General features: G+C 73.8%; 10 protein-coding genes and 1 pseudogene. 7 read left to right on the top strand and 4 right to left on the bottom strand.

Annotated features, from left to right (window positions below; genetic code table 11):
- The 3 genes from A6R01_RS17115 to A6R01_RS17105 all read right to left on the bottom strand — a co-directional run.
- A partial coding sequence (locus A6R01_RS17115; RefSeq protein ID WP_292608475.1) for a hypothetical protein occupies positions 1–225 on the bottom strand: 225 nt, incomplete at its 3' end.
- Positions 226–608: 383 nt separating this feature from the next.
- The gene (locus A6R01_RS17110) at positions 609–1,286 is read right to left on the bottom strand and encodes a TIGR00266 family protein (RefSeq protein WP_292608473.1); all 678 of its coding nucleotides are present in this window, start codon (positions 1,284–1,286) and stop codon (positions 609–611) included.
- A gap of 23 nt (positions 1,287–1,309) precedes the next feature.
- On the bottom strand, positions 1,310–2,890 hold the full coding sequence (locus A6R01_RS17105; protein WP_292608470.1) for an alkaline phosphatase D family protein: 1,581 nt from the start codon (positions 2,888–2,890) through the stop codon (positions 1,310–1,312).
- 130 nt (positions 2,891–3,020) lie between these two features.
- Here A6R01_RS17105 and A6R01_RS17100 point away from each other — a divergent pair, with 130 nt between their 5' ends.
- The 6 genes and pseudogenes from A6R01_RS17100 (at position 3,021) to nudC (ending at position 10,888) form a co-directional block, all read left to right on the top strand.
- Positions 3,021–4,331 (top strand): ATP-dependent helicase, encoded by a 1,311-nt coding sequence (locus tag A6R01_RS17100; protein ID WP_292608467.1) that lies wholly within the window; start codon positions 3,021–3,023, stop codon positions 4,329–4,331.
- Positions 4,332–4,431: 100 nt separating this feature from the next.
- The gene (locus A6R01_RS17095; protein WP_292608489.1) at positions 4,432–6,186 is read left to right on the top strand and encodes a UrvD/REP family ATP-dependent DNA helicase; all 1,755 of its coding nucleotides are present in this window, start codon (positions 4,432–4,434) and stop codon (positions 6,184–6,186) included.
- A 65-nt stretch (positions 6,187–6,251) separates the two neighbouring features.
- A pseudogene (locus A6R01_RS17090) lies at positions 6,252–8,231 on the top strand (ATP-dependent helicase); the annotation flags it as partial.
- Between the two features lie 407 nt (positions 8,232–8,638).
- On the top strand, positions 8,639–9,319 hold the full coding sequence (locus A6R01_RS17085; protein ID WP_292608486.1) for a PD-(D/E)XK nuclease family protein: 681 nt from the start codon (positions 8,639–8,641) through the stop codon (positions 9,317–9,319).
- On the top strand, positions 9,303–9,971 hold the full coding sequence (locus tag A6R01_RS17080) for an SDR family oxidoreductase (RefSeq protein ID WP_366925125.1): 669 nt from the start codon (positions 9,303–9,305) through the stop codon (positions 9,969–9,971). The genes A6R01_RS17085 and A6R01_RS17080 overlap by 17 nt, the downstream gene beginning before the upstream one ends.
- Positions 9,968–10,888, top strand: a complete 921-nt coding sequence (gene nudC, locus A6R01_RS17075; RefSeq protein ID WP_292608464.1) for an NAD(+) diphosphatase — start codon at positions 9,968–9,970, stop codon at positions 10,886–10,888. The genes A6R01_RS17080 and nudC overlap by 4 nt, the downstream gene beginning before the upstream one ends.
- Before the next feature lie 55 nt (positions 10,889–10,943).
- On the opposite strand, the gene A6R01_RS17070 is transcribed toward nudC, so the two are convergent.
- The gene (locus A6R01_RS17070; protein ID WP_292608462.1) at positions 10,944–11,207 is read right to left on the bottom strand and encodes a mycoredoxin; all 264 of its coding nucleotides are present in this window, start codon (positions 11,205–11,207) and stop codon (positions 10,944–10,946) included.
- Positions 11,208–11,278: 71 nt separating this feature from the next.
- Between A6R01_RS17070 and A6R01_RS17065 the strand changes: the two genes are divergently transcribed.
- A complete protein-coding gene (locus tag A6R01_RS17065) occupies positions 11,279–13,333 on the top strand; it encodes an ATP-dependent DNA helicase UvrD2 (protein ID WP_292608460.1) in 2,055 nt (684 codons plus the stop codon).
- Positions 13,334–13,363 lie beyond the last annotated feature (30 nt).

The raw sequence follows: 13,363 nt of genomic DNA, 5'->3' as shown, positions 1-13,363 counted from the left end.
CTCCGCTTCGGTGTGGGCGTCGTCGTCGGGCAGCCCGAACGTGCCGTACAGGTCGGGGAGCAGGGCGCCGGTGGTGTGGCGGTCGGCCCACTCGGCGATGGCGATGAACCGGTCGCGGTCGGCCTGGTCCGCGGCCTGGTCGAGGTCGCGGATGGAGGTCAGCAGGTCACCGGTCGACTCTGCAGGAGTGTCCTGCGAGGGGGTGTCGTGGTGCCCGAGTGCCATGACCAGATACTACTAGAACACCAGTTCGAAAGAAACCCCTGGATGTGGACTCGGGAGTGAATCTGTGGAAGACGAATCAAGCGCAACCCAAGCGAGCACCTCAGCGAACCTGGACCGTTCGATCGGACCGCAACCAGGTACCGAATCCAACGCCCACCGCAAGCACGCCTTCGATAGATGAAGGACCTGCTGCAGCGCGAACGTCCAGGCGCCCACCCACCCCGGCCACCGAGTCCGAGAGGACTGGAGGGCGTGTCGTGAAAGGGGTTCACGAGGAACCCTCCAGTCGCCCGTGGAGCAGGCGGCAGATGGGACGGCGCTGGCGCGCCTCCTCGACCGGCAGATGGGACGGCGCTGGCGCGCCTCCTCGACCGGCGAGAGGGTCAGGTCGAGGACGGCTTGGGCAGCTGCGGGATCAGCCAGGACAGGAAGGCGTCCTGCGAGCGGGTCTGGAGGTAGATCCGGCCCGGGCCGGTGAGGTCGCAGACCAGGCCCTCGCCGGAGAAGAAGGTCGACTTCCAGCCGCCGACGCGGCGCACGGCGTACTGCACGCCGTCGGTCCAGGCGACCATGTGGCCGGTGTCGACGGTGTAGGTCTGGCCGGGCTGCAGGTCGATGTGGTGGATCGCGCCGTAGGAGGAGAGCACCAGCTCGCCCCGGCCTGCGACGCGCAGCATGAAGAGCCCCTCGCTGGAGAAGAACGTCTTGCCGCCGCCCCACTGAGTGTCGACCTCGACGCCGGCCGAGGAGGCGAGGTAGGAGCCGGAGGTCACGAACAGCTGACCGTCGAGCGGCCAGGCCACGACGTCGCCGGGGAGCGAGGGCGCGACGTACATCTCGGCGCCGTCGACCTGGGCGGTGAAGGTGTTCATGAAGAAGGACTCCCCGCCCAGCACGGCGCGCTTGAGGCCCTTGAGGACCCCGCCCTGGGTGGAGGTCTCCATGGCGATGCCGGGTGACATCGCGAGCATCGCGCCGGACTCCGCACGGACGGCCTCGCCTGCGGCGAGGGTCAGCTTCGCGGTGGCGTAGGCGGGCGAGTAGAGGACCTCTGTCTGCATGGTCCGACGCTAGGGCAGATCGCTCAGGACGGCACCAGTCCGGGTCGACCGGACTCGACCACCCAGCTGGCGGCCGTGGAGGCGGTGGCCCCCGGCTTCTCCACGAACGGCAGGGTGCGGAAGTCGGCGGTCAGCGTGTCGGGGGTTAGGGTGGCCAGCACGTAGCCGCGCCGGTTGCTGGTCCAGCGCAGGTGCGGGTTGGTGCGCAGCTCGCTCTCGGCGTGCCGGTGGCGGTCGGAGCCGTCGCCGCCACTGGTGATCGAGGTGGTGATGATCTCCGACGCGACGACGGGGGAGGCCGGGTCGTCGAAGTCGGCCAGCACGTCGGCGGCGTAGTGGCGGTGAACGTCACCGGTGAGTACGACCGGGTTCGTGACGCGCCCCAGGGCGGCCGTCACCGCCGTACGCGCGGCGGGGTAGCCGTCCCAGGAGTCCATCACCAGCTCCAGGTCCTGCCCCGGGTCGACGTCCCGACGCGCGAAGGGGACCTGCTGGCCGAGCAGGTCCCAGGTCGAGGCAGACGTCGAGAGTCCGTCCTCGAGCCACCGCTGCTGGGCGGCGCCGAGCATCGTGCGGGCCGGGTTGAGGGCCTCGGCGCACCCGACTCGGCGCAGGTCGCCGCAGGCCTGGTCGGACCGGAACTGGCGGGTGTCGAGCAGGTGCAGGGTGAGCAGGTCGCCCCACTGCTGCTGGCGGTAGATCCGCATCCCCTCGCTGGACCGCGGTCGGGTGGAGCGGCGCAGCGGCATGTGCTCGTCGTAGGCCCGGAAGGCGGCCGCGCGGCGCTCGGCCCAGTCCGGCTGCGGCCCCTCGAGCTCCTCGGGGACGTCGCCGGCCCAGTTGTTGTCGACCTCGTGGTCATCCCACACCATCGCCCAGGGCGCGGCGGCGTGCGCGGCCTGCAGGTCGGGATCGGCGCGGTACTGCGCGTGCCGCAGCCGGTAGCCCGCCAGCGTCCTGGCCTCCGGCCCGGCGTGGTCACGGATGCGGCGGGGCAGCTGGAGCAGGTCGTAGCCGCCCTTCTCGTACTCGTAGAAGTAGTCCCCGAGGTGCACCACCAGGTCCGGCCGCTGCTCGGCGATGTCGCGGTAGGCGGAGAAGAAGCCGTGCTCGAGCTGGGCGCAGGAGGCGACGGCCATCCGCAGCGACGCCGGCGACGAGCGGTACGCCGGTGCCGTGTGTGTGCGCCCGACGACCGAGCGGTGCGGGCCGGTCCGGAACCGGTAGTGGTACTCCCGCCCCGGTCGCAGCCCGTCGACCTCGACGTTGACCGTGTGCGCATCGCGGGCCCGGGCGACCGACCGGCCGCGTCGCACGACCCGCCGGAACCGCTCGTCCTCGGCGACCTGCCACTGCACCGCGACGTCCATCCGCGGCATCCCCCCGAAGCCGTCGGGGGCCAACGGCTCGCGGGCCAGGCGGGTCCAGATGACCACCCCGGTGGGCCACGGGTCCCCGGAGGCGACGCCCAGGGTGAACGGGTCCTGCCGGTCGCTGGCGCCGGCGGTGTCGGCCAGGGGTGAAGCCCCCACGACCAGCACCCCGGTCGCCAGACCGGTGGTCAGCACGGTGCGCCGGGTCATAGGCACGTGCGGGACGGGCACGGGCGACACGCTGTCGAGCGGCGGGGGACGGGGCGTGTGGCGCAGGTGTGGTGTCGGAGAGGGATGGGGGACCGGTCGGTGAACGCCCCTGCTGGAGGCCGCTGTCGGTGCCGGATGGTCTGATGACCCGGTGCCTGATCGAGCGACGTCGCGCAGCAGCGACCACACGTCGTACGTCCTGGTGCGCCCGGAGGCCACCGGAGCCGTGGTGCCGACGCTCGACGACGACCAGCAGCGCGTCGTCGACCACGCCGGCGGCCCGATGCTGGTGCTGGCCGGCCCTGGCACGGGGAAGACGACGACGCTGGTCGAGGCGATCGCGCGCCGCATCGAGGACGGGGCCCGCCCCGAGCAGGTCCTGGCGCTGACCTTCTCGCGGAAGGCCGCCGAGCAGCTGCGCGACCGGGTGACCGCGCGCCTGGGGCGCACGATGAGCACGCCGCTGGCCTCGACGTTCCACTCCTTCGCCTACGGCCTGATCCGCGAGTTCGCGCCGGCCGAGCTCTACGAGTCGCCGCTGCGGCTGCTCTCGGCGCCCGAGAGCGACGTGGTGCTGCGCGAGCTGCTGGCGCACACGCCCGAGTCCGTGCGCTGGCCTTCCTCCCTCGACCACGCGCTCGGCACCCGCGGCTTCGCCAAGGAGGTGCACGCGGTGCTCTCCCGCGCCCGGGAGAAGGGGCTGGAGGGGCCCGAGCTGGCACAGCTGGGCCGCGACCACGACGCCCCCGAGCTGGTCGCCGCGGGGCTCTTCCTCGACTCCTACCTCACCAACCTCGACGCCCAGGGCGCCACCGACTACCCCGACCTGATCCGGCGCGCGACGCTCGAGGCCGAGGTGCACCGTGACCAGCTACGCGCGCGGCTGCGCCACGTCTTCGTCGACGAGTACCAGGACACCGACCCCGGCCAGGTCGCCCTGCTGCGCGCGCTGGCCGGCGACGGTCGCGACCTGGTGGTCGTCGGCGACCCGCACCAGTCGATCTACGCGTTCCGCGGCGCCGAGGTGCGCGGCATCCTGGAGTTCCCCACGCAGTTCCCGCAGGCAGACGGCGGCCCCGCGCCGGTCGTCGCGCTGCGCACCACCCGTCGCTTCGGGCCGCGTCTGCTCGTCGCCGCCCAACGCGTCGCCGGCCGGCTCGGCCTGCCCGGCACGATCGACGAGTCGGCCCGCGAGGCCTTCCTGATGCCGCGCTCGGGGGCCCGGGTCGAGGGGCGCGTGGTGGTGCGGACCTTCGACACCGAGCGTGCCGAGGCCGAGCACCTCGCCGACCTGCTGCGCCGTGCCCACCTCGAGGACGGCATCGGGTGGGACGAGATGGCGGTGCTGGTGCGCTCGGGCCGCAGCTCGACACGAGGAGGACCCCGCCCACCCCGACCACGTCGGTCCCGCCCGTGCCGAGGCGCTGCTCACCGGCCCGCTCGGCGGCCTCGATGCCGGTGACGTACGCCGGCTCGCGCGCCGCCTCCGCGCACGCGAGAAGGAGCGCGCCCACGCCGAGGAGCGCACCCCGCGACCTTCGCGCGACCTGCTCCGCGAGGCCGTGCTCGACCCCGCGGCGCTGGAGGGGCTGCCGACCGGCGCCGAGGCGCCCGACGTCGACCGTGCCCGCGCGGTCGCGGACCTGCTGGCCGGCACCCGGGCGGCCCTCGAGGCCGGCGAGTCCGCCGAGGAGCTGCTGTGGCGGCTGTGGTCCGGCACCGGTTTGCCCGAGCGGCTGCGCCGCTCGGTCGAGCTGGGCGGGGGAGCCGCCCGCCGCGCCCACCGCGACCTGGACTCCATCTGCGCGCTGTTCGAGATCGCCGCGCGGGCCGAGGAGCAGCGCGACCACCTCGGCGTGCGCGCCTTCCTCGACACGCTGGTCGCCCAGCAGATCCCCGCCGACACGCTCGCCGAGCGGGGAGCGCGCGGCGCCGCCGTACGCCTGCTCACCGCGCACCGCTCCAAGGGCCTGGAGTGGCGGCTGGTCGTCATCGCCCACGTGCAGGCCGAGGCCTGGCCCGACCTGCGCCGCCGCTCCACGCTGCTGCAGGCCGACCGCATCGGCGCCGGGGAGCTGGTGCCGCCGGTCTCGCGCCGCGAGCTGCTGCTGGAGGAGCGTCGGCTCTTCTACGTCGCCGCCACGCGCGCCCGCGAGCGACTCGTCGTCACCGCGGTCGCCTCGCCCGACGACGAGGGCGAGCAGCCCTCGCGCTTCCTCGAGGAGCTCGGGGTGAGCATCGAGCCGATCATCGGCCGACCCAGGCGACCGCTGTCGATGGACGGCCTGGTCGCCGAGCTGCGCCGCACCCTGGCCGACCCCGCGACCAGTGAGCCGCTGCGGCAGGCGGCAGCGGTCCGGCTGCGCCGGCTGGCCGGCGAGCACGTCGGCTCCGGCTCCCACACCCGCCAGCTGGTGCCGCAGGCCGACCCGGCGTCCTGGTGGGGCACCCGCTCAGCCTCGTTGTCGGCGCAGCCGCTGCGCGACCCCGAGCAGCCGGTCTCGATCTCCGCCTCGGTGCTCGACGCGCTCGGCATCTGCCCGACCCGGTGGTTCCTCGCCGACGAGGCGGGCGGCATCGTCCGCGCCCACCAGTCGGCCAACCTCGGCCAGATGGTGCACGCGATCGCCGAGCGCGTCTCCGCCGGTGAGCTCGACGCGGGTCCCGACGTCGAGGGACTCGCCCTGCTGATGGAGCAGGTCGACGCGGTGTGGAGCCGCCTGGAGTTCCGCACGCCGTGGTCGCGCGCCCGCGAGCACGAGCGCATCCAGGTCGCCCTGGCCCGCTTCCTGCGCTGGCACCACGACAACCGCCGACGCCTGGTCGGCACCGAGTCCCGCTTCACCACCGAGGTGGGCCTGCCCGACGGCGAGCGGGTGCGGCTGGTCGGCTACGCCGATCGCGTCGAGCTCGACCACGACGGCCGCGTGGTCGTCGTCGACCTCAAGACCGGGCGCAGCGCCCCGAGCCAGACCTCCGTGCAGTCCCACCTGCAGCTCGGCCTCTACCAGTACGCCGTCGACCGCGGCGCCCTCGACCAGGTCGTCTCCCCGCTGATCGGCGGGCCGGGCGTGGCGGGCGGCGCCGAGCTGGTCCAGCTCGGGTTGGAGGACGGCAGCGACACCGCCAAGGTGCAGCCGCAGGACGTCCAGCCCGAGGACGGCCAGGCGCGCCAGGAGCTGCGCCGCCGGCTGCAGACCGCCGCGGTGATGCTGCGCCAGGAGAGCTTCCCGGCCATCGCCGGCCAGCACTGCCGCGACTGCCCGTTCGTGCCGCTGTGCCCGATCAAGTCCGCAGGGCCGGTGGTGAGCCAGTGACCGAGCAGAAGCCGCCCACCCCAGCACCGCTGGACATCCGCACGCCCGAGCAGCTCCAGGCCGCCATGGGCACCCCCTACGCCGCGAGCCCCCAGCAGTGGCGGGCGATATCCGCGCCCCTGGCCCCGGCGGTCGTGGTGGCCGGTGCGGGGTCGGGCAAGACCACGCTGATGGCCGCGCGCGTCGTCTACCTGGTGCTCACCGGGCAGGTGCGTCCCGACGAGGTGCTGGGCCTGACGTTCACCACCAAGGCCGCCAGCGAGCTGCGCTCGCGCATCCGCGACGCGCTGCGCGCTGCCGGCGTGCTCGACGTGGAGCAGCGCCCGCTGGAGGAGGCGCCCGACGACGCGCTCGAGCCGACGGTGCTGACATACCACGCCTACGCCGCCAACCTGCTCAGCGAGCACGGCCTGCTCATCGGTCACGAGCCCGACACCCGGGTCATCACCGATGCCGCGCGCTACCAGCTGGGGGCCCGGGTGGTGGACAGCTGGACCGGTGACGTCCGGTCGCTGTCGGACCACCCGCCCACGGTCATTCAGAACCTCCTGGCCCTCGACAGCGCGATGAGCGAGCACCTCGTCTCCCCGGCCGACGTCGAGCGGGTCGACGCCCGGGCGGCCGAGTCGTTCCGCCGGGCGCTGGCCGAGGAGGAGGCCGGCAAGAACCGCAAGACCTGGCGCGAGCCGATCGAGAAGGCGCTGCACGCGATCACCAGGCGTCAGGAGCTGCTCGGGCTGGTCGGCGGCTACCGCCGGCTCAAGGCCGACCTCGGGCTGATGGACTTCTCCGACCAGATCGAGCTCGGGGCGCGGCTGGCCTCCGAGCAGCCGTCGGTGGGAGCGGTCGAGCGCGGCAAGTTCAAGGTCGTGCTCCTCGACGAGTACCAGGACACCTCGGTCGCGCAGGCCGTGATGCTCGGCCGTCTCTTCTCCGGCCCGACGCCCGAGACCGGGCTCGGGCACGCCGTCACCGCGGTCGGCGACCCGAACCAGGCCATCTACGGCTGGCGCGGCGCCTCGGTCTCCAACATCCTCGGCTTCGAGCACACCTTCCCCGCCGCCGCGGGGGAGACGGTGCCGACCTACCCGCTGACGGTCAACCGGCGCAGCGACCGCCGCATCCTCGACGCCGCCAACCGGCTGGCCGGCCCGCTGCTGGACGCCTACCCGCAGGTCGAGCCGCTGGAGGCCAAGCCCGAGGCCGACGACGGCACGGTCGAGGTCGCGGTCCACGAGACCCACGCCGACGAGCTGACCTGGCTGACCGAGCAGGTGCGCGCGGTCCACGAGGGCGGCCAGTCGTGGTCCGACATCGGCGTGCTGGTCCGTGACAACCAGCACGCCGCCGACGTCTTCGACGCGCTGACCGCCGCCGGCGTTCCCGTCGAGATCGTGGGGCTCTCGGGGCTGCTCCGGCTCCCGGAGGTGGCCGAGGTCGTCGCCGTGCTGACGCTGCTGCACGACGTCACCGCCAACGACGCGCTGTTGACCCTGCTCACCGGTCCCCGCTGGGCGATCGGGCCGCGCGACCTGCGGCTGCTGGCCGAGCGGGCCAAGGAGATCGCCGGGATGCAGACGCGCGTCGAGCACGCGACGGTCCTCGACCACCTCGTCTCCATCGCCGACGGTGTCGACCCGGCCGAGGTGCCCTCCCTCGACGACGCCCTGTCCGACCCCGGCGACCTGCCCTACTCCGAGGAGGCGCGCGAGCGCTTCGGCCTGTTGGCCGGCGAGCTGCGCTCGCTGCGCTCCTCGGTCGGGGAGCCGCTGCTCGACGTGGTGCGCCGCGTCATCGACACCACCGGTGCCGACGTGGAGCTGGCCTCGGCCGTCAGTCCCGCGGCCGAGGCGCGGCGCGACAACCTCGACCTGTTCGTGAAGGCCGTGGCGGACTTCCAGGCCGTCGACGGCGCGGTGACCCTGCCCGCGCTGCTGGCCTACCTCACCGCCGAGGATGACCAGGGCAACGGCCTGGACCTGGCGACCCCGACGCTCGCCGACTCCGTCAAGCTGCTCACCGTCCACCGCTCCAAGGGCCTGGAGTGGGGCACGGTCTTCCTCGTCGGCACCTGCGAGACCCGCTTCCCCAGCAACCGCTCGCGCACCCTGTGGACCTCTTCTCCCGCGGTGCTGCCCGCCCCGCTGCGCGGCGACGCCGCCGACCTCCCGCAGCTGCAGGGCCGGTCACCTCCTACTGCTGGTCCGAGCGCGCCACCCCCTTCGGACCCTCGGACTACCAACGCACCCTCAAGGAGCAGCTGGAGGAGTGGGGGCTGGAGGTGCCCGGCTGGCGCGACAAGCCGGCCAAGGGTGACCCCAACCCGTACGACGCCGTCGACCCGTCCCGCCCCTGGCCCTCCACCGAGACCGGCCGCGAGGCCGCGCTGCGCCTGGAGGCCGCGGCCCGGGTGCGCGCCGCCGACCCGGCGGCCCCCGACGAGGGCCTGGACATGCTCGAGGCGGCGGTGGTCGCCGACTGGGACACCGAGCTCGACCGGCTGCTCGCCGAGGCCCGCCGCGACCGCGCCACCCACCTCGAGGTGCGCCTGCCCAGCAGCCTCTCGGCCACCGCGGTCGCCCGGCTGCGTGAGGACCCGGAGGCCTTCGCCCGCGAGCTGGCCCGCCCGATGCCGCGACCGCCGTCCTCGGCGGCCCGCTTCGGCACCCGCTTCCACGCGTGGGTGGAGGCCCGCTTCGGTCAGCAGGACCTCTTCGACGCCGACGACCTCCCCGGTCGGGGCGACGCCGGCATCGAGGACGAGGCCGACCTCAAGGACCTCGTGGCCGCCTTCGAGGAGGGCCCGTTCGGCTCCCGGGTGCCGCACCAGGTGGAGGCGCCGTTCTCGCTGGTGCTCGGCGGCCAGGTCGTGCGCGGACGCATCGACGCGGTCTACCGCGAGGCCGACGGCACCTTCCTGCTCGTGGACTGGAAGACCAACCGCAGCGCCGACGCCGACGCGTTGCAGCTCGCCCTCTACCGGCTGGCCTGGGCCGAGCTGCACGACCTGGCGCCCGAGGAGGTGCGCACGGCGTTCTACTACGTGCGCACCGGTCGGGTCGTCGAGCCCACGGACCTGCCCGGTCGCGACGAGCTCGAGGCGATCCTGCGGGGGGATGCGACCGCTCCGTAGGCTCGACCCCATGAGCGCTGTGATCGTGGTCGGCGCGGGCCGGGGGGTCAGCGGCTCCCTCGCCCGGCTCTACGCCGCGGAGGGTTGGTCGGTCGGTCTGGTGGGCAACGACGAGGCGGCGCTGGCCGATCTCGCCGCCAGCCTGCACGGGGTGCGGGTCGAGCGCCGGGTGGCCGACGTTGCCGACCCGGTGACGGGCGGCCAGGCCGTCGAGGACCTCGCCGAGCGGCTCGGACGTGTCGACGTGCTGCACGTCAACCCCAGCGTCTTCCGCGAGGCCGACCCGCTGCGGCTCGGGCTGCAGAACCTGCTCGACGACGTCGCCGTCGGCGTCGGTGCGCTCCTGATCGCGGTGCAGGCCGCGCACCCGTGGATGTCCGCCGGGGCCCGGGTCAGCGCGACCGGGTCGATGGCCGCCGACGAGCCGTGGCACCGCGCCGCCTCGCTGGGCGTGCAGAAGGCGGGGCTGCGCAACCTGGTGATCTCGCTCGACCGGACGCTGGAGCCCGACGGCATCCGCGCGGTCTCGGTCACCGTGCGGGGCACGCTGTCCTCGGAGGGCACCTTCACCCCCGACAAGGTGGCCGCCGCGATCCTGGCCGCCACCCGGCAGGACCCCCACGAGTGGCGCGCGGAGGTGAGCTACCCGTGAGCCCGTCGCCTGACTTCGCCCACCTGCAGATGGCCGCCGACCCGCACGACCGGGCCGCCCTGCGTCGTACCGATGACGCGTGGTTGGCGCAGCGCTGGGCCGACCCCGAGAGCCGGGTGCTGGTCGTCTCCGGCACCCGCATCCGACCCGCCGACGGGAAGGTCGAGTGGGTCTCGCCGGCCGACGCCCCCGACGGGCTCCGGGTGCTGCTGGGGGAGTGGCAGGGCCGCGCGTGGTTCGCGGTCGTCACCGACGCGGGTCTCTCGCGCAGCGGCGACGGGTGGCTGCCGCTCCGCGGCCTGCTGCCGGCGCTGGCCGACGACGCGCTGGCCTACGCCCCGCTGGTCTTCCACGCCCTCGGGCTGGCGGAGTGGCTGTTCGTCACCCGCTTCTGCCCGCGCTGCGCCGGCGAGCTGGAGCCGCGCCGCAGTGGTCACGAGCTGGTCTGCACGCAGTGCGGCAAGCCGCAGTTCCCGCGCACCGACCCGGCGGTGATCATGGTCGTCACCTCCGGCGAGCCCGGCAGCGACGACGAGCGCTGCCTGCTGGGCCGCCAGGCGATCTGGCCCGAGGGCCGGTTCTCCACGCTCGCCGGCTTCTGCGAGCCCGGCGAGACGCTGGAGGACGCAGTGCGCCGCGAGGTGCTCGAGGAGACCGGCGTCCACGTCGGCGCGGTCGACTACTTCGGCAACCAGCCGTGGCCGCTGCCGGCGAGTTTGATGCTCGGCTTCGTCGCGCGCGCTGAGAGCACCGCGATCGAGGTGGATCGCGAGGAGCTCGAGGACGCCCGGTGGTTCACCCGCGCCGAGATGCGCGAGCAGGCCGAGGCCGGCTCGCTGGTGCTTCCCGGCGGCGTCTCGATCAGTCGCTCACTCATCGAGCACTGGTACGGCGGACCGCTCCCCGGTCAGTGGTGACCCGACGCCGAACCGGCGCTACCTTCCGGAAGGACGCGCCGGCTCGGCGGGCACCTCATCCCAGGGAGGCGAGCTTGTCCTTGACCTGGGCCAGCGACGGGTTGGTCTGGGCGGAGCCGTCGGAGTAGACGAGCGTCGGGACGGTCTGGTTGCCACCGTTGACCTGCTCGACGATGAACGCGGCGTCGGGGTCCTGCTCGATGTCGACGACGGCGTACGCGATGCCCTCACGGTCCATCTGGCTCTTGAGTCGGTGGCAGTAGCCGCACCACGGGGTGCTGTACATCGTGACGCTCGCGACGGTCTCGGTGGCACTCATCAGGGACTGTCCCCTCCTGGTCCTAGGCTGGTCCCTCAGCCAACCAGCGACCTCCCGGAGATGTTCCCGCGTTGACCCCACCGACGGCTCCCGCCGCCTCCCTGCTCGACGCCCTCGACCCCGAGCAGCGGGCCGTGGCCGAGGCCCTGCGCGGCCCGGTGCGCGTGCTCGCCGGTGCCGGCACGGGCAAGACCCGGGCGATCACCCACCGCATCGCCCACGGCGTCGCGACCGGGGTCTACGCACCCACCGAGGTGCTGGCGGTGACCTTCACGACCCGCGCGGCGGGCGAGATGCGGCAGCGGCTGCGCATCCTGGGCGCCGGGGGTGTCCAGGCCCGCACGTTCCACTCCGCGGCGCTGCGCCAGCTGCGCTACTTCTGGCCCCACGTCCACGGCAGCGACCTGCCGACACTCACGGAGTCCAAGCTCGGCATGCTCGCCGGCGCCTGCCGGCGTCAGCGGCTGCGCGCCGACCAGGCGCAGCTGCGCGACCTGGCCTCGGAGGTCGAGTGGGCCAAGGTCTCCAACGTCGGGCCCGACGACTACGCCCGCATCGCCACCGCCCGCCGGCGCGAGGTGGCCGGTCTGGACGCCGAGACCGTCGGGCGGGTCTTCGGCGCCTACGAGGACGTCAAGCGTGCCGAGGGCCGCATGGACATGGAGGACGTCCTCCTGCTGACCGCCGGGCTGCTGGCCGAGGACGAGCGGGTCGCGGCGCAGGTACGCCGCCAGTACAAGTGGTTCGTCGTCGACGAGTTCCAGGACGTCTCGCCGCTGCAGTCGGCGCTGCTCGATCTCTGGCTCGGCGGCCGCGACGAGATCTGCGTCGTGGGCGACCCGGCGCAGACGATCTACTCCTTCGCCGGTGCCAACGCCGACTACCTGCGCGACTTCCCCCGCAAGTTCGCCGGCACGACCTCGGTCGAGCTGGTGCGCAACTACCGCTCCACCCCGGAGATCGTGCAGACCGCCTCCACGCTGCTGGCGGGCACACCCAGCCAGGGCGTGGCGCTGCGCTCCCAGCAGCCGGCGGGCTCCCCGGTGGACTTCGCGCCGCAGCCCGACGAGGTCGCCGAGGCCGAGGCCACCGCCGCGCGCATCCTGGAGCTGGAGAAGGCCGGTCACCCGCTCGGGGAGATCGCCGTGCTGTTCCGCATCAACGCCCAGTCCGAGGCATTCGAGGAGGCCCTGACCGCTCGCAAGATCCCCTACGTCGTCCGCGGCGCCGGGCGCTTCTTCGAGCGTCCCGAGGTCCGCGAGGCCGTGACCCGGATCCGCGGCGCCGCCCGCAGCGTGCCGGGGGAGGACCTCGTCGAGACCGTCCGCTCCACGCTCGCCGGCATGGGCTGGACCTCGGTGCCGCCCACCGCGCGCGGGCAGACGCGGGACCGCTGGGAGTCCTGGCAGGCGCTGGTCGACCAGGCCGAGGAGTTCGCCGCCGGTGACGGCACCGGCCACGACGACCCGCTCAACGCCTTCGTCGACGACCTCGACCGCCGCGCGGCCGAGCAGCACGCACCGGTCGCCGACGGAGTCACGCTGGCGACGTTCCACGCGGCCAAGGGGCTGGAGTGGGACACGGTGTTCTGCGTCGGCCTGCAGGACGGCACGCTGCCCATCACCTACGCCGAGACCCCCGCGCAGGTCGAGGAGGAGCGACGCCTGCTCTACGTCGGCGTCACCCGAGCGCGCCGCGAGCTGCGGTTGAGCTGGTCGGCCGCCCGCAACCCCGGGGGCCGGGGCAGCCGCAAGCCGTCCCGCTTCCTCGAGCCCGTCCTGCCCGACTCCGCCCGCCCCACCGAGCCGTCGACCCGCCGTCGCGGCGCCATGACCTGCCGCGAGTGCGGTCGCCCGCTCACGACGCCCGTCGAGAAGAAGCGCGCCCGCTGCGAGGACTGTCCGGCCTCCTACGACGAGGCGCTCTTTGAGCGGCTGCGCGAGTGGCGCAAGGCGCGCGCGGAGGATGAGAAGGTGCCGGCGTTCGTGGTCTTCAGCGACGCGACGCTGCAGATGATCGCCGAGGTCCGTCCCACCGACGAGACCTCGCTGCTGCGCATCAGCGGCATCGGCCGCTCCAAGCTCGACAAGTACGGCGACGAGGTCCTCTCCCTGCTCGCCGAGTGAGTCCCGGACGCCCTCGTGGGCCGGTGGCCG

Source organism: Nocardioides sp. REDSEA-S30_B4, assembly GCF_001627265.1.
Taxonomy (GTDB): Bacteria; Actinomycetota; Actinomycetes; order Propionibacteriales; family Nocardioidaceae; genus Nocardioides.
The sequence above is the reverse complement of the archived record's forward strand: the minus strand, read 5'-3'. Positions and strand labels throughout refer to the sequence as shown.

Excerpts from the sequence above, each read along its gene's own strand:
- A6R01_RS17110 (WP_292608473.1), bottom strand. The coding sequence starts at position 1,286 with ATGCAGACAGAGGTCCTCTACTCGCCCGCCTACGCCACCGCGAAGCTG.
- A6R01_RS17085 (WP_292608486.1), top strand. The coding sequence starts at position 8,639 with ATGCTCGAGGCGGCGGTGGTCGCCGACTGGGACACCGAGCTCGACCGG.
- A6R01_RS17080 (WP_366925125.1), top strand. The coding sequence starts at position 9,303 with ATGCGACCGCTCCGTAGGCTCGACCCCATGAGCGCTGTGATCGTGGTC.
- A6R01_RS17070 (WP_292608462.1), bottom strand. The coding sequence starts at position 11,207 with ATGAGTGCCACCGAGACCGTCGCGAGCGTCACGATGTACAGCACCCCG.